Source organism: Pseudomonas sp. PS02302 (assembly GCF_029959585.1).
In the GTDB taxonomy this organism is placed as follows: domain Bacteria; phylum Pseudomonadota; class Gammaproteobacteria; order Pseudomonadales; family Pseudomonadaceae; genus Chryseomonas; species Chryseomonas aestiva.
In genome coordinates this window covers 50,864-66,805 of sequence record NZ_JASCON010000022.1, presented here as the reverse complement: position 1 = coordinate 66,805, position 15,942 = coordinate 50,864, and the positions used below count along the sequence as shown (strand labels likewise).

Annotated in this window: 13 protein-coding genes; 10 read left to right on the top strand and 3 right to left on the bottom strand. The window is 66.2% G+C overall.

What is annotated here, in order from left to right:
* Nucleotides 1–273: 273 nt before the first annotated feature.
* Nucleotides 274–1,512: an OprD family porin gene (locus QMX82_RS09995; RefSeq protein WP_282282881.1), complete on the top strand. Its 1,239-nt coding sequence runs from the start codon at nucleotides 274–276 to the stop codon at nucleotides 1,510–1,512.
* Nucleotides 1,513–1,571: 59 nt separating this feature from the next.
* A complete protein-coding gene (locus QMX82_RS09990; RefSeq protein WP_282282879.1) occupies nucleotides 1,572–3,164 on the top strand; it encodes an argininosuccinate lyase in 1,593 nt (530 codons plus the stop codon).
* A gap of 4 nt (nucleotides 3,165–3,168) precedes the next feature.
* Here QMX82_RS09990 and QMX82_RS09985 read toward each other — a convergent pair whose 3' ends face one another.
* Nucleotides 3,169–4,422: a cation:dicarboxylate symporter family transporter gene (locus QMX82_RS09985; RefSeq protein ID WP_282282877.1), complete on the bottom strand. Its 1,254-nt coding sequence runs from the start codon at nucleotides 4,420–4,422 to the stop codon at nucleotides 3,169–3,171.
* Between the two features lie 100 nt (nucleotides 4,423–4,522).
* Between QMX82_RS09985 and QMX82_RS09980 the strand changes: the two genes are divergently transcribed.
* From QMX82_RS09980 to QMX82_RS09950, 7 genes are all read left to right on the top strand, one after another.
* Complete coding sequence (locus QMX82_RS09980; RefSeq protein ID WP_282282875.1) at nucleotides 4,523–5,473, top strand: LysR family transcriptional regulator; 951 nt, start codon at nucleotides 4,523–4,525, stop codon at nucleotides 5,471–5,473.
* A gap of 267 nt (nucleotides 5,474–5,740) precedes the next feature.
* Nucleotides 5,741–6,499: an enoyl-CoA hydratase/isomerase family protein gene (locus tag QMX82_RS09975; RefSeq protein WP_133860918.1), complete on the top strand. Its 759-nt coding sequence runs from the start codon at nucleotides 5,741–5,743 to the stop codon at nucleotides 6,497–6,499.
* Between the two features lie 154 nt (nucleotides 6,500–6,653).
* A complete protein-coding gene (locus QMX82_RS09970; RefSeq protein WP_208691539.1) occupies nucleotides 6,654–7,718 on the top strand; it encodes an ABC transporter substrate-binding protein in 1,065 nt (354 codons plus the stop codon).
* A gap of 12 nt (nucleotides 7,719–7,730) precedes the next feature.
* Nucleotides 7,731–8,783, top strand: coding sequence for an ABC transporter ATP-binding protein (locus QMX82_RS09965; protein ID WP_208691540.1), 1,053 nt, complete (start codon nucleotides 7,731–7,733; stop codon nucleotides 8,781–8,783).
* Entirely contained in the window at nucleotides 8,780–10,483 is a 1,704-nt protein-coding gene (locus QMX82_RS09960; protein ID WP_282282870.1) for an ABC transporter permease subunit, read from the top strand. The genes QMX82_RS09965 and QMX82_RS09960 overlap by 4 nt, the downstream gene beginning before the upstream one ends.
* Before the next feature lie 3 nt (nucleotides 10,484–10,486).
* Nucleotides 10,487–12,022, top strand: a complete 1,536-nt coding sequence (locus tag QMX82_RS09955; RefSeq protein ID WP_282282868.1) for an AMP-binding protein — start codon at nucleotides 10,487–10,489, stop codon at nucleotides 12,020–12,022.
* Between the two features lie 90 nt (nucleotides 12,023–12,112).
* Nucleotides 12,113–12,907, top strand: coding sequence for an IclR family transcriptional regulator (locus QMX82_RS09950; RefSeq protein WP_218568708.1), 795 nt, complete (start codon nucleotides 12,113–12,115; stop codon nucleotides 12,905–12,907).
* 112 nt (nucleotides 12,908–13,019) lie between these two features.
* Here QMX82_RS09950 and QMX82_RS09945 read toward each other — a convergent pair whose 3' ends face one another.
* The gene (locus tag QMX82_RS09945; RefSeq protein WP_208691543.1) at nucleotides 13,020–13,628 is read right to left on the bottom strand and encodes a TetR/AcrR family transcriptional regulator; all 609 of its coding nucleotides are present in this window, start codon (nucleotides 13,626–13,628) and stop codon (nucleotides 13,020–13,022) included.
* 87 nt (nucleotides 13,629–13,715) lie between these two features.
* On the opposite strand from QMX82_RS09945, the gene QMX82_RS09940 reads away from it, so the two are divergent.
* Entirely contained in the window at nucleotides 13,716–14,870 is a 1,155-nt protein-coding gene (locus QMX82_RS09940) for an epoxide hydrolase family protein (RefSeq protein WP_282282863.1), read from the top strand.
* A 102-nt stretch (nucleotides 14,871–14,972) separates the two neighbouring features.
* Here the strand turns inward: QMX82_RS09940 and QMX82_RS09935 are convergent, their stop codons facing one another.
* Nucleotides 14,973–15,896: a DMT family transporter gene (locus tag QMX82_RS09935; RefSeq protein WP_208691545.1), complete on the bottom strand. Its 924-nt coding sequence runs from the start codon at nucleotides 15,894–15,896 to the stop codon at nucleotides 14,973–14,975.
* Nucleotides 15,897–15,942 lie beyond the last annotated feature (46 nt).

The window sequence follows — 15,942 nt, the reverse complement described above, 5'->3', positions numbered from 1 at the left end:
GCGGCTTATGTCTAACCCGCCCGGGCGCGGGGGGGGGCGGCCCCCCCCGCGCCCCCCCCCCCCCCGCGCCAGCATCCTGGTGGACTACGTCCAGTAGGCGATCAATCAGACTGATCGAGAACTAGGCGCGCTGACCATATCCTTAAAGTATCAAGTACCGACTTTTCATATATTTTTAATCTTTAAGCAAAGTCCTTAAGGTTCCCGTCGTGAGCGGCCACCGCCTCACGACGAAACGCGCCCAATAACAATAACGCGTCAAGGAATCTCACCATGCGCATGCCACCGCTAGCCCTCGGGGTCGGTACCGCCGCCCTCGCCGCCTTTCTACCCTCAGATGCCTCCGCCGAATTCTTAGCCGACAGCAAGGCCGATCTGGAACTGCGCAACTTCTACTTCAATGGCGACTATCGCCAATCGGGCGCCCGGCAATCCAAGCGGGAGGAATGGGCCCAGGGCTTCATTCTCGATTACGAGTCCGGCTTCACCGAAGGGCCGGTGGGCTTCGGCCTCGACGCCCTGGGCATGCTCGGCCTCAAGCTGGATTCGGGGCCGGACCGGCAGAACACCGGTCTGTTGCCGGTGGGCGACCGGCGAGCGCCCGACGACTACAGCAAGCTCGGGCTGACCGGCAAGGTGCGGGTGTCCAGGAGCACCCTGCAGGTCGGCACCCTGATCCCCCGGCTGCAGACCATCCGCAGCAGCAACTCCCGCCTGCTGCCGCAGACCTTCCAGGGCGCCCAGCTGGTGTCGAAGGAACTGGACAACCTGACCTTCAACGCCGGGCGGCTGACCCAGAACCGGGTTCGCAACGACAGCGCCAACGAGGACATGACCGTAGCGGGCAGCGGTATCAGGGGCGGCCGCGCGTCCGACCAGTTCGATTTCGCCGGCCTGAGCTACAAATGGAGCCAGCACCTCACCACGGTCTACGACTACGGTCACCTCGACCAGAACTACGAACAGCATATGTTCAACGTGCTGCACGTCCTGCCGCTCGGCAAGGGCCAGTCGCTGGAGACGGATCTGCGCTATGCCCGCTCGCGCAAGGACGGTGGCAGCAACGTCGACAACGATGCCTATGGCGCCAAGTTCACCTACAACCTGGGTCACCATGCCTTCGGCGCCGCCTACCAGCAGATGCACGGCGAAACCGGCTTCCCTCATCTCAACGGCACCGATTCGTACCTGGTCAACTACGTGATGCTGTCGCCGGATTTCGCCAATCCGGGTGAGCGCTCCTGGCAGGTGCGCTACGACTACGACTTCGCCGCCTGGGGCCTCCCCGGCCTCGCCTTCATGACGCGCTATCTCAGGGGCGACCATTTCGACGGGCCTGGCGGTGTCGCCGGTCAGGAGTGGGAACGCGATACCGAGCTGGAATACACCTTCCAGACCGGCGCGCTGAAGAACTTCAAGGTGCGTTGGCGCAATGGCAGCTACCGCAGCCATAACGACACCGAGCTCGACCAGAACCGCCTGATCCTCAGCTACACCCTGCCCCTGCTCTGACCGCACCGCCGGCTGCGGACCGCGCCGGCCTCGATCCCATCCCGACAGGACTTTCCTCCATGCCCGCTACCCCGCGTTTGCTGCCGCTCGCCCTGCTCGTCGCCCTGGCCGCCGGTACCCCGGCACTGGCCGCCAATACCGCTGACGCCCCTTGCAAGACCACCGCCGAGTGCAAGGCCGAGGTCGCCAGGATCGGCGGCACCGTGACCCACGGTGGCACCCGCGCCGGCGGCGTCGAAGACCAGTTCGACGGGCTGAACCGCATCAACAAGGCCTCCATCGTGATGCTGACCGAGGAAGGCATCGTTACCCCGGAAATGGGGCGCAAGATCGCCAGCGGGGTCGAATTCGCCATCGACCAGGGGGGGCAGCCGGATGGCAAGCGCCCCACCGACATCCTCCAGCTGGAAAAGATCATGACCGACAGGATCGGTCCGGAAGCCTCGCTGATCCACTCGGGCCGCAGTCGCCAGGACATCTATGCCACCTACCGCCTGGCGTCCCTGCGTGGCCAGGTGCTGGCCTACAGCGACGCCGTGAACGCGACCCGCCAGCGCCTGCTGACCCTCGCCGCCGCCAACGTCGATACCCTGGTGCCGGCCTATACCAACGGCGTCCAGGCGATGCCGATCTCCTACGCCCACTATCTGCTCGCCTACGCCGATTCCTTCGCCCGCGACGCCCAGCGCATCGCCCAGCTCTATCAGCGCCTCAACCTCAGCCCGATGGGCACCGCCGTGCTGGCCAATTCCGCCTATCCGCTGAACCGCGAGCGTCTCGCCGCCCTGCTCGGCTTCGATGGGGTGCGGCAGAATTCGCTGGATTCCAGCCAGGTCTCCACCTACGACATCCCCATCGAGGCGGCCGATATCGCCGCCTCCTCGGCGATCCGGCTGGGGGCGATGATCGGCGACATCCATACCCAGTACCACCAGATCCGCCCCTGGCTGCTGCTGGAGGAAGGCTCCACCTACACCAGCAGCGCCATGCCGCAGAAGCGCAATCCCGGACTGCTGATGCGCACCCGGGAAGCCGCCTCGGACACCATCGGCCTGGCGCAGACCATCACCCTGCGCGCGCACAACGTGACCACCGGCATGACGGACTACAAGTTCGCCTTCGACGACCTGAATTTCTATGACTCGGCCATCGGCATGTTCACCAGCATGGACCGCGTGCTCGACGCCCTGAAGGTCAATCCGCAGCGCGCCCTGGAAGAGCTGGAGAACGAATGGACCACCTCGATGGAGCTGGCCGACACCCTGGAACGGGCGCACAAGGTGCCCTTCCGCATCGGTCACAGCTTCGCCTCGCTGATCGTCACCGAGGCCCGCAACGAAGGCTACACGCCCAAGACCTTCCCCTTCGCCAAGGCCCGGCAGCTCTACACCCAGGCCGCTGAAAAGTACCAGTGGAAGGAAACCAGCCTGCCGCTGCAGGAAGCCGAATTCCGCAATGCCCTCTCGCCGACCAGCATGGTCAAGACCCGGGTCGGCACCGGCGGTCCGCAACCGGCCGAGGTGCAGCGCATGCTCGGCGAGGCGAAGCGGGCCCTGGAGACCGATGTCGACTGGACCAAGGCCCGGCGTCAGCGGCTCACCGAGGCCGACACCGCGCTCGATCAGGCCTTTGCCAAGCTGCTGAAGCCGTGATCGCCTAGTGCCGTCCACGGGCGAGCGCCGCCGCCAGCTGCGACCGGTCCAGCGTCCCCTGCCAGCGCGCCAGCGCCAGGCAGGCGACGCAGTTACCCAGCACATTGGTGAGCGAGCGGCACTTCATCAGCCGCTCGACGCCCAGCAGCAGGCCGACCGCCTCCACTGGCACGAAGTGCAGGATCGACAGGGTCGCCGCCAGGGTCAGGAAGGCCGAGCCGGCAACACTCGTCGAACCCAGGGTAGTGATCAGACCGACGAGCAGGAAGCTCGCCAACTGCGCGGCCGACAGCTCGATCCCGGCGAACTGGGTGAGAAACAGCAGCGCCACGGCGATATAGAGATTCGAGCCTGCCAGGTTGAAGGTGTAGCCGGTGGTTAGCGACAACCGCACCAGCTCCGTCGGGCAACCGGCGCGTTCGAGGCGGCCGATCAGCAGAGGCAAGGCCGCGACCGAGGAACCGGTCACCGCCACCAGCAGCAACTCGTGCCTCAGCCAGAGGATCAGGCGCAGCAGGGAAAAGCCACAGAGCCGCGCCACCAGCCCCAGCACGCCGCAGACGAAACACAGGGCGGCCAGATAGACCGCGAGCAGAAACTTCAACAGCGGCCACAGGGAGGCGCCGCCATAACGGGAGACGGTAAAGGCCATGGCCGCGAAGGCGGCGAGGGGCGCCAGGCGGAGGAACAGGCGCAGCAGCCGCAGCATGAACCCCAGGGCCCGCTCGATCCCGGCGAGCCAGGGTGCGCCGCGCTCACCCAGGGCACGCAGGATGAGTCCCAGGGCGATGGCCAGGCACAGCAGCGGCAATATGGCGCTCTGGGTAAAGGCGCCCAGCAGGGTACCTGGCAGCCTGTCGAGCAGACCTGGCATCGACGAGGGAGCAGCCGGCAACAGGGGGTCAGCCGGTTCGGCACTGCCCCAGTTGATCGATATCGGGCCAGGCGCGACGGCGCTGCCGGGATGGATCACCAGACCGACGATCAGACCGACCAGCAGGGACAGCAGGGACATCACCTGAAAGTACAGCACCATGCGCGCCGCCATGGCGCCGACGCCCCGGCCCAGGCGGGCAATGGCCGAAACGATCAGCGCGAACATCAGCAGGGGGATGGCCAGGCCAAGGGTGCGCAGGAACAGATCGCTCAAGGGCTTCAGGGCCGCGGCCAGCTCGGGACGCCAGAGACCGAGCAGCAGCCCGCTGGCGAGGGCTACGCCTAGCTGCACACTGCCGTTGCGAGCGATCCGCGCGATCATCCGGATTCCTGTCGTTATTATTGTGCGAGGCGCCAGACACCTTGCGCCCCATCCTAACCGATCGGTCATCCAGACCGGCGTCAGCGAGGTCAGCGAGCGAATGGAATTGCGGCATCTGCGTTACTTCGTCACGGTGGCCGAAGAGCAGCATTTCACCCGCGCCGCCGCGCGCCTGCACATGCAGCAGCCGCCGCTCAGCCAGCAGATCCGGGCCCTGGAAGACGAACTCGGCTTCGCCCTCTTCCTGCGTCACCCCAAGGGTGTCGTGCTGACCGCTGGCGGCGCGGCCTTCCTGCAGGAGGCCCGTGACATCCTGGCCCGGGTCGGCCAGGGTGCGCATCGCGCGGCACGGGTCGCCAAGGGCATCGACGGCACCCTGACGCTGGGTTTCACCAGTTCGGCGGCCGCCCATGCGCTGATCCCCCGCGTCATCCGCGCCTACCGGGAGCGTTACCCGGACGTGGAAATCGTCATCGCCGAGGACAACGCCCAGGGCCTCACCCAGCGGGTGGCGGAAGGCCGCCTGGACCTCGGCATCCTGCGCGCCCCGGTCAGCGCGCCGGACGGCGTCTCCTATCACCGCCTGCTCAACGAGGCGATGCTGCTCGCCTTGCCGAGTAATCATCGACTCATCACGGGGATCGGCGCAGCGGCGCTGGACAGCCTGGCACAACGCGGACTGCCGCTGGCGGCGCTGGCCGATGAAGCCTTCATCCTGGTGCGCAAGCCAGGCGCGCCGGGCATGTATGCCAAGCTACTGGACGCCTGTCGCCATGCCGGCTTCGAGCCCAGAGTCGCCTTCGAAGTCGATCGCATGCTCACCAACCTGAGCCTGGTGGCGGCCGGCGCCGGCATCTCCGCGGTACCGGCGTCCATGACCGAACTGCACAGGTCCAGCATCTGCTACTGCCCCATCCTGGACGCCCGCCCCCGGCTGGCCGCCCCGATCACCCTGGCCTGCCGCGCCTTCAATCCCTCGCCCGCCCTGCAGAACTTCATCGTCCTGGCCCGGCACCTGGCGGGCAGACCACAGCGGCGGGCGCGGGGCTGAACCCCAGGCCCACGACCGCCTGGGCCCGTCCAGCCGCTACCGTCCCTTAACCACCCAAACAAGCAGCCGCCTGCGCAGGCGGCGCTGAACGCCGTTGCTGCCCGGGCGCCGTCCAGGCAACGGGCTGGCCTTTGCCCGCGTCGATTCAACGGCTCCTCCAGCGGTCTGTCGCCGAGCCGTCGGCGCCCGCGATCGCGACTTGACAGCCCCTCGATAAAAGATAAAGGTAAATCTCCTTTAAATAACTTTTATCGAATGGAGATAAAAATGAGCGACATCCTGATCGATATCCAGGGCGCCGTGGCCGTCGTCACGCTCAATCGGCCCGCCAAGCTCAACGCCTGGACCACCCCCATGCGCAACGAGATCATCGACGCGCTCCAGCGCTTCGAGGCGGACGACGCCATCCGCGCCATCATCATGACCGGTGCCGGTGACCGGGCCTTCTCCGCTGGCCAGGACCTCTCCGAAGCCCATGACTTCGACGGCGAGCGCGCCGTTGCCTGGGTGGGTGAATGGCAGCGCTACTACGCCGCCCTGCGTGGCCTGTCCAAGCCGCTGGTGATGGCCTTGAACGGCACCGCGGCGGGTTCCGCCTTCCAGGTGGCCCTGCTGGGTGACATCCGGGTCGGTCATCCCGGCGTGCGCATGGGGCAACCCGAGATCAATGCCGGGATCGCCAGCACCACCGGCCCCTGGATCATGAACAGCATGCTCGGCATGTCCCGCACCATCGAACTGACCCTGACCGGCCGTCTCATGGACGCCGAAGAATGCCACCGCATCGGCCTGATCCATCACCTCGTCCCGGCCGCCGAGGTATTCGCCAAGGCGCTGGAAATCGCCGAAGCCCTGGCGGCGAAACCGCCGGTGGCCATGCGCCTGGACAAGCAGCGTTTCCGCGAGATGACCGAAGCCGGCTTCCAGGACAGCATCGAGGCGGGCACTCGCATCCAGCGCGAGGCCTACGAATCCGGCGAACCCGCCCGGATGATGGAAGCCTTTTTCCAGCAACGCGCCAAGTAAGAGCGCGGCCGCCCCTGACCGGGAGCGCCACCCTCCACGCCTCGCCCACGAGGCCTTCAGCCAGCTCTGCCGACGACATGGGTTCACCGCTGCCAGGCGTTTGCGGCACGGCACGACCTGCAAACGAGTTTTCGTTGCCAAGGAGTCAGTCCAGATGAGTCAATTCCAGAATCCAGGTCGCCGTCAGGTGCTCAAGGCCGGCGCCATCCTGGCCGCCGTGGCCGGCCTGCCGCGTAGCGTTTTCGCTCAGGATCAGCGCCTCGTGGTCTCGGACCCTGGCGGTCCCTATACCGAGGCGTATCGCCGGGCCTTCTACACGCCCTTCGAGCAGGCCACCGGTATCAAGGTCATCAGCGTGGCCCGCGAATCCCAGCCGGTCGCCCAGTTCTCGGCCATGGTGCAGACCCGCAACTACGTCTGGGACGTCACCACCCTGACGATCTCCGCGGACATCCCCTTTCTTGAGGAAAAGGGTTTCCTCGAACCCATAGGACTGAAGGCGGAGGACTATCCCGACCTCCTTCCCGAGGCGGTCACCGCCAACTGGCTGGGCGTGGACGTCTATTCCACCGTCCTGGCCTACCGCACCGACACCTTCGCCCCCGGCAAGGGCCCCCAGTCCTGGCGCGACTTCTGGGACGTCGAGAAATTTCCCGGGCGCCGCTGCCTGAGACGCAACCCGCTGGATACCCTCGAACAGGCACTCATGGCCGACGGGGTCGCCATCGACGATCTCTATCCGCTGGACGTGGACCGTGCCTTCAAGAGCCTCGATCGCATCAAGCGCCACGTCGACATCTGGTGGACCTCCGGGGCCCAGGCCATGCAGGCCATCCAGAGTGGCGAGGTCGACATGATCTCCACCTGGAATGGTCGCGCCCAGGCGGCCATCGACAATGGCGCCCCGGTGGAGATCGCCTGGAACCAGGGCCTGTACTCCATCGAAGGCTGGGCGATTCCCAAGGGCACGCCACGCGCGGACATCGCCAAGCAGTTCGTCCGCTTCTGCGCCGACGCGCAGCGCCAGGCCGAACTGACCAGGACCCTGGCCTACGGCCCCACCAACCGCAAGGCCTTCGACAGCATCCCCGCCGAGCGCGCGCGTCTGCTGCCCACCGAGCCGGGCAACCTGCAGCACATGCGGCTGCCCAGTCCGCAGTGGTGGGCGGAACATCGCGCCGCGGTGACCGAGCGCTTCAACGCCTGGATTCTGTCCTGAGGGGAGCTGGAGATGGCCATAAAACTAGCAACCGTCGGCCTCGGCAAAACCTATGGGGACGCCGTTGCGCTGCAGCCCACCGACCTGACCGTGCAGGACGGCGAATTCCTGACCCTGCTCGGCCCTTCCGGCTCGGGCAAGACCACGCTCCTGCAGATGATCTCGGGGCTGGTCCAGCCCTCGATGGGTACCCTGCTCATCGATGGCCAGGACGCCACCCGCACGCCGCCAGGCGAGCGGGGGATCGGCCTGGTGTTCCAGAGCTATGCGCTGTTTCCGCACCTGAGCGTGTGGGACAACGTCGCCTACGGGCTGCGCATGCGTAAGAGGAGCAAGGTCGACACCGCGAAGGCGGTCGACGACGCCCTCGACATGGTGCGGATGCGCGACTTCGCGCGGCGTTACCCGCAGGAACTCTCCGGCGGCCAGCAGCAACGCATCGCCCTGGCGCGCTGCTTCGTCTACCGCCCCTCGGTGATCCTGCTGGACGAACCCCTGGGCGCGCTGGACAAGAATCTGCGCGAGCACATGCAGCTGGAGATCCGCCACCTGCATCGCGAGCTGGGCGCCACCTTCATCTATGTCACCCACGACCAGGAAGAGGCCCTCACGCTGTCCGATCGCATCTGCCTGATGAATCAGGCCCGCATCGAACAGCTGGGAACGCCCGAGGACCTCTACGACAGACCGGTCAGCCGCTTCGCTGCGGGCTTCATCGGCCACTCCAATCTGCTGGAGGGCCGCTTCACCGCCGATCGCCGGCTGCAGGTCGAAAACACCACCCTCGAACTCGCCGCTCATCAGGGGGGCGATGGCCGCGAAGGTGTGCTCCTGGTTCGCCCCGAAGCCGCGCGGCTGACGGCGCCCGGGGAAGGCTTGCTGCAGGGTCTGGTGGACGCGTGCGTCTTCCTCGGCAGCGATCTGCGCGCCCAGGTCAGACTGCCCTCGGGCAAGGCGTTCAATGTCAGGTGCCCGCGGCAACTGGCCGTCAGACCGGGGGATGCGGTGGGCATCGCCTGGGACCCGCGTCGGGCCGCGCTGCTGCCGGCGGAGGTCCGCCCATGAGCCTGCGTCGAGGTCTGCTGCCCGCACTGCCGGCCCTGCTGTTTCTGGCCGCCTTCTTTCTGCTCCCGGTCGCCGAGATGCTGCTGGGCAGCGTTCAGGGCAACGCCGGCGAGCTGACCCTGGCCAATTTCGAGCGGATCGCCTCGACGCCCATCTATGCCCGGGTGCTCTGGATCACCTTCTGGATTTCCGCCCTGACCGCGGGGCTCGCGGTCCTGCTCGCCTATCCCATCGCCTATCTGCTGTGTCGCCTGTCGCCTCATGGACGCGAGCGTTGGCTGCTGTGGATCATGCTGCCGTTCTGGACCAGCTACCTGGTGAAGACCTACGCCTGGATGCTGCTGCTCAGTCGCAAGGGTCTGCTGACGACGATTGCCGCCAAGGTCGTCGACGATCCGTCGGGACTGGTGCCGGCGCTGTCCGGCACCCTGATCGGCATGGTCCACGCCATGCTGCCCCTGGCGGTGATCACCCTGCTGCCGATCATGAGAACCATCGACAAGCGCCTGATGCCCGCGGCGGAGACCCTGGGCGCCAGCCGGACCATGAGTTTCTTCAGTGTCTTCCTGCCCCTGTCCGGGCCTGGCGTCGCCGCGGCGAGCCTGCTGGTCTTCATCACCAGTCTCGGCTTCTTCATCGTGCCGGCCCTGCTCGGTTCGCCCCGCGAAATGATGGTGGCGCAGCTGGTCATCTCGTCCGTGCTCGACCTCTTCGACCTGCATTTCGCCGGCGCCCTGTCGGTGGTGCTGCTGGTCTGCTCGCTGCTGGTGTTCTGGCTGTTCGATCGCGTGGCCGGATTGTCTTCGCTCAGCGGCGAGGCGCCGAAGAATCGCCGCGCCGGGGTGTCCCAACGCCTGCTGATCGGTCTTGGTCATGCCATGTCGGGCCTGCTGCCGCGGCGCTACGGCCAGGGCGACAGCCTCCTCCTCACCGGCTACAGCGTGCTGCTGGTGGCGCTGCTGATCCTGCCGGTGCTGGTGGTGATTCCGCTGGCCTTCACCAGCGCGCCCTATATCGCCTTTCCACCCAAGCTGTTCAGTCTGAAATGGTTCGCCGAATTCTTCTTCTCGCCGGTCTGGCAGGCGGCGCTCTGGCGCTCGCTGAGCGTCGGGGTGCTCACGGCGCTGCTCGCGGTGATCCTCGGCTTCGGTGCGACGCTGGCCCTCACCCGCCTGCCGTCACGCTGGAACAAGCTGCTGTTCGCGCTGTTCATCTCGCCCCTGATCGTGCCGCGCATCGTGATCGCCCTCGGCCTGCTCTATCTGTTTTCGCGCATCGGCCTGGCCGGTCGCGACCTGGGCCTGGTCATCGGGCACACCGTGCTGGCCCTGCCCTATGTGGTGGTCACCCTCAGCGCCGCCTTCAAGCAGTACGACTGGCGCCTGGACGATGCCGCGCGAATTCTCGGGGCCTCCCCGCTGACGCGCCTGCGGACCGTCACCCTGCCGCTGATGTCGAGCAGCCTGGTATCCGCCTTCCTGCTGGCCTTCATCACCTCCTTCGATGACCTGACCATCGCCATCTTCGTCAGTGGCGGCATCAACACGACCCTGCCCAAGCAGATGTGGGACAGCATCCAGCTGGCGCTCTCCCCCACCCTGGCGGCGGTCTCGACCACCCTGGTCGCCTTCATCGTCGTCTTCGCGCTCCTCGCCCGCTGGGTGTCGTCGCGCGCTACCGCCAAACTCCAAGGACGCTGATCCATGCATCCCCATACCGATTTCTTTCCCGCGCGATCCCCCCAGGATCGCCTAGACGTCATCCCGCTCCTCCATGAACGCCTGACCGCCAGCTCCAGCCGGATGCGCATCGTCTTCGGTGAGCAAGCGCTGGAGCGCGACGCGCTTCGCGCCCAGGTCGCCGGTTTGCAGAGCACCCTGGCGGCGCGTGGACTGGGGGTGGGCAGTCGGATCGCGACGTTCCTCGGTAACAGCGCCGATCAGGTCGCCCTGATCTATGCCATGACGCTGAGCGGCATCACCTGGATCCCGATCAACACCAAGCTGCGCGGTCCGGGACTCGACTATCCCTTCGAACACGCCCAGCCCGACCTGGTGATCAGCGAGCCCGCCCTGCAACCGCTGCTGCAGGCGGGCGCTGCCCACCGCCTGCCGCGGGAGACCCTCGCGGACCTCGTCCGCGAGGCCGGGGCCGGGCCCGCTGCCGAGCTCCGTCCAGAGCAGGTGGCCTTCGACCACCCGCTGTGCATCATCTATACGTCCGGCACGACCGGCCATCCCAAGGGTGTGATCTTTACCCATCGCATGATGCGTATCGCCGGCGAGTCGGTCATCCGCGTCGCCGACGTCCAGCCGGACGATCACCTGCTGATCTGGGAGCCGATGTGCCATATCGGCGGCGCCCAGATGCTGATGGCGCCCCTGCTCACCCCCTGCGAGTTGCACATCGTACCGCGCTTCTCGGCCAGTCGCTTCTGGGCTCAGTGCGCCGCCGCCCAGGCCACCCAGCTGCACTATCTGGGCGGCATCATCGACATCCTGATGCAGCAGCCGCAAGCCGCCTGGCCGGCTCGCCACCCGCTGCGCGTCCTGTGGGGCGCGGGCGTCAGCCTGAATCGCTGGGCCGACACCGCAGCGCGCTTTGGCTGCGCCCTGCGCGAGTGCTATGGCATGACCGAATGCTCGAGCTTCGCCACGCTGAACGAACGGGGAACCCCGGGTTCGGTGGGACGCCCGCTGCCCTGGCTGACCGTCGACCTCCTGGACCAGCAGGGACAGGCCGTGGCCACCGGTGAACTGGGAGAGATCGTGCTGTCGAGCGCGGTGCAAGGCGCCTTTCTGCCAGGCTATCTCGACAATCCCGCGGCGACCGCCGCCACCCTTCGCGAGGGACGACTGTTCACCGGCGATCTGGCCAGGCGCAACGCCGACGGCGAACTGTTCTTCGTAGGCCGGAAAACCGACAGCATGCGTGTGCGTGGCGAGAACGTCTCGGCCTGGGAGGTGGAGCGGATCTTCAATAGCCATCCGGCTGTCCATGCCAGCGCGGCGATCGGTGTTGCCTCCGCGATCGGCGAGCAGGAAATCCTGTTGTACGTGCAGGCCAAGCCTGACGCCACGCTCGACTTCGCCGACCTCGCGGCCTGGTCCGCGGACAAGCTCGCGGCCTATCAGCGACCGACCTTCTATCGAGCGGTCGACGCCTTCGACCTGACACCCAGCGAGCGCATCAGAAAGCATCTCTTGAGCCGCTCGACGGCAGAGGCCTGGCGGTGCTGAGCGAGAACCCGGGACAGGCTTTATCGAACTGCGATAGAAAAATAGCGCCGACGACACGATAATTCGCGCCCCCCAAGCAGGAGTCTCTCCATGAGTGATCCGCGACGTCCGCGCAAGGACCCCACCGCCTCTTCGCTGTACGTGCAATCCGTCGAGAAGGCGATGAAGGTCCTGACCGCGTTCGATGGCAGCAAACGCCATCTTTCGCTCTCGGAAATCGCCGGGCTCGCCGATATGGACATCAGCGCCGCCCAGCGCTTCACCCATACGCTCAGCACCCTTGGCTACCTCACGAAGGGCGCCGACAAGAAATACGAGTTGTCACCCAGGCTGCTCGATTTCACCTTCCACTACCTGTCGTCCAGCGAACTGGTCAATCGCGCCGCGCCCTACCTGCAGCAACTCAGCAGCGAGACGGAAGAAGCCACCAACCTGACCGTCATGGACGGTACCGACATCGTCTACGTCGTGCGGATCGTCAGCCGCCACGTGTTCAATGCCAACGTCATCGTCGGCAGTCGCCTTCCGGCCTGGTGTACCGCACCCGGGCTGGCGATTCTTTCCACCTATGCGGATGACGAGGTGGACGCCATCCTTGATCGCAGCGAACTGATCGCCTACACCCCGGCGACGGTCACCGATCGCGACAAGGTCTGGGAAAACATCCGCCAGGCTCGCCAGCGGCGCTACGCCCACGTCGAGGATCAGTTCTTCTATGGCGACACCTCGACCGCGGCAGCGATCGTCGATGCCGCAGGCCGCGCAATAGGCGCCGTCAACGTCGCGGTGACCCGCGCGCGCTGGAACGCCGAACGTGACGAAAAACGCATGGCGGATCTGCTCATTTCCACGGCGGCGGCGATATCGGCCAAGCGCAAGGGCTAGCGAAAGATCGCTACGGACGAGCAGGCACCAGGGGTGTCAGACCGCAATCCGACTGCCGCCAGCGTCTCGGGCGAAGGCCTGGTCAGCGAGCGCTCCAGGTCGGCGAGTACCCTCACCCCAGCAATAGCCGAATAGCCCGCTCGATCCGCTCCGCCGCCTGCGCCCGCAGTGCCCTGGGGTCATCGCCCAGCAGCGCCCGCAACTGATGCGGCGCGAAGACCAGATCGATGAATCCCTCGAGCAGCCGCTCGACATCGTCCGGCTGATCCGGGCCCGCCTCGATGGCCTGTCGCACCCGCAGGCGACCCGCCTCCCAGCCGATCCGGGTCGCCTCGGCCGCGACTGCCGGAAAGCGATCGGCCGTGGCGATCACCAGGCGCATCATCGCCAGGGTCTCCGGCCGCGAGGCGTGCTCCAGCATGTCCTGACCGGCCAGCCGCAGACGCTCCGCGAGCGGCAGGCCGGAGGGCAAGGGTTCGAGCTGCGGCAGGGTTGCCGAATGACGGCGGATCACCGCCTCGAACAGCTGATCCTTGTTGGCGAAGCGCGCATAGAGGCTGGCCTTGCCCGCACCGGCCAGCCGCGCCACCGCCTCGCAGGAGGTCCCGGCAAAGCCCTGGGCGAGGAAGAGTTCGAAGGCAGCGTCCAGCAGGCGGCGATCGACAGCGCCGGCCTCTTCGCGCCGGGGTCGCCCGCCGCGTGGTTTGGTCATTTCGGTCATGGGCGAACCTTAAGCGGATTGACAGCACCTGTAAACTGAACGATAACGTTCAGTTATTCGACTGCGCCCTTCCTTGCGAGGCTCTCCATGACCGATCTCATCCAGTCCTTTCCCATCCGCGTACCCCAGGTCCAACTCGATGAGCTGGCGGCAAGACTCAGGCTTACACGCTGGCCCGACCGCGAGACCGTCCACGATGGCAGTCAGGGGCCGCAACGGGAGCGCCTGCAGGCCCTGGTGGAGCGCTGGCGCGGTGGGTACGACTGGCGGGCGGCCGAGACCCTGCTGAACGGCTGGGGCAGCAGCCGCACCGAGATCGACGGCCTCGGCATCCACTTTCTGCATGTGCGCTCTCCCGAACCGACGGCTACGCCCCTGCTGCTCACCCACGGTTGGCCAGGCTCTGTGCTGGAGTTTCGCGACGTGATAGGGCCGCTTAGCGATCCGGTCGCCCATGGCGGTGAAGCCGCGGACGCCTTTCACCTGGTCATTCCCGCGCTACCCGGCTTCGGCTTCTCGGACCAGCCCAGCGAGCCCGGCTGGGGAGTGAGCCGCACCGCCCTGGCCTGGACCGAACTCATGCGCCGACTCGGCTACGGCGATCACTGGCTGGCCCAGGGCGGCGACTGGGGCGCCGCGGTGACCACCGCCCTGGCCCATATGCGCCCGGCGGGCCTGGCCGGCGTGCACCTGAACATGGTGATGTTCCAGCCCACTGCCGAGGAGGTCGCGGCGGCCACGCCGGACGAGCAGCGGATGCTCGCCGACGCCGCCCGCTACGAGCGCGAATACTCGGGCTACATGAAGGTGCAGACCACCCGCCCGCAATCGGTGGGCTTCGCCCTGGCCGACTCGCCGGTAGGCCTGGCGGCCTGGATCTACGCCCTGTTCCAGGACGTGTCGGACACCGCGGGCGAACCCGAGCGCGTCCTGCCGCTGGATCATCTGCTCGATGACATCATGCTCTACTGGCTGCCCAATGCCGGCGCCAGTTCGGCGCGTTTCTACTGGGAGGCCAGGCGCGAGATGGCGAACGGCATGCCCAGCGCGCCGCTGCCCCTGCCCGCGGGCGTCAGCGTGTTCCCTGGCGAGCAGCTGCGGCTGTCGCGCCGCTGGGCCGAGCGGCGCTTCGCCGATCTGCGGTTCTTCGCGGAAGCCGATCGGGGTGGGCACTTCGCGGCGATGGAGAATCCGCAAGAATTCGTCGGTCACCTCCGGGAGGCCTTCCGGGCGATGCGCTGAGGGCGCGCTCCATTGACTGCAAGCAGGGAATCTCGCGCATTGTCGCTACCTCACCCCAGGGGCACCGACAGACTCGGTGCCCTTGAAGCCAAGGGCGCTGTCCTAAGGCTTTTCCTCTGCGCATGAAATGAGCACACCCGCGCTCAAGATCATCAACATTCCACCCCAGGTAAAGAGGTCTGGGATCTCCTGGAATAATAGATATCCCCATAGACAGGCGAAGACCAGATAGGCGTAGTCGAAGGTACCGACCAGCGCCGCCGGGGCGATCTGATAGGCTCTGGCGGTGGCCGTATTGATGAAGACCAAAGCCACGGCATAGCAGACGATGAAGGCCATCTCCTCGCGACCAAGTGGCTGCCAGGGAGACAATAGAAAATTGGCCTGAGCTGCCACCGCCTTACTGACCGCGAGCGAGGCCAGACCTCCCAGGCAGGCCGCTACCAAAAAGGCGATATTCAATCCCAGGGCCAATACCAAAGGGTGTTCGTTGCGGCAGTGTCGGCGCGTGACCACCATTGCGAGCGCGTAGAACAGCGCACCTATGACCGGTAGCAGCGTGGCAGGAGAAAAGGCCTCCGCGCCTGGGCGCAGTACCAGGGCCACGCCGGCAAAGCCTATGCCTACCGCAGACCAACCCAGCCTGGACAGGGACTCACCGCCATAGCAGGCCGCTAGAAGCGCGATGAAAATGGGGGTCGTATAGATAGCGACGGCCGCTACTGACAGAGGAATGAAAGGAAGCGCAGCGTAATAGCTGATCCACATCAGCAAGAGCAGAATACTTCTGGCCATCACCCAGCGGATCGAGCCTATCTCTAGGCGACCGGCCTTGAAGCGGCCGATCGCCCAGAAGCCAATTGCGGGTACCGAAAGGCAGGCTACTGCCAGAAAAAGCTGCCAAAGCGGTAGTCGAGCACTGAAGTATTTGACCGCAGCATCCACCAGGGACAGGACAAAAACCGCCGCGACGATCAGGCTGATTCCCTGGCGGACGCGGTCGTTGCCGACATCCTTTTGTGCCATCCGTAAGACCTCTCTCTGAAGCCGCGCCGCTGTGAAGCATCGCGTT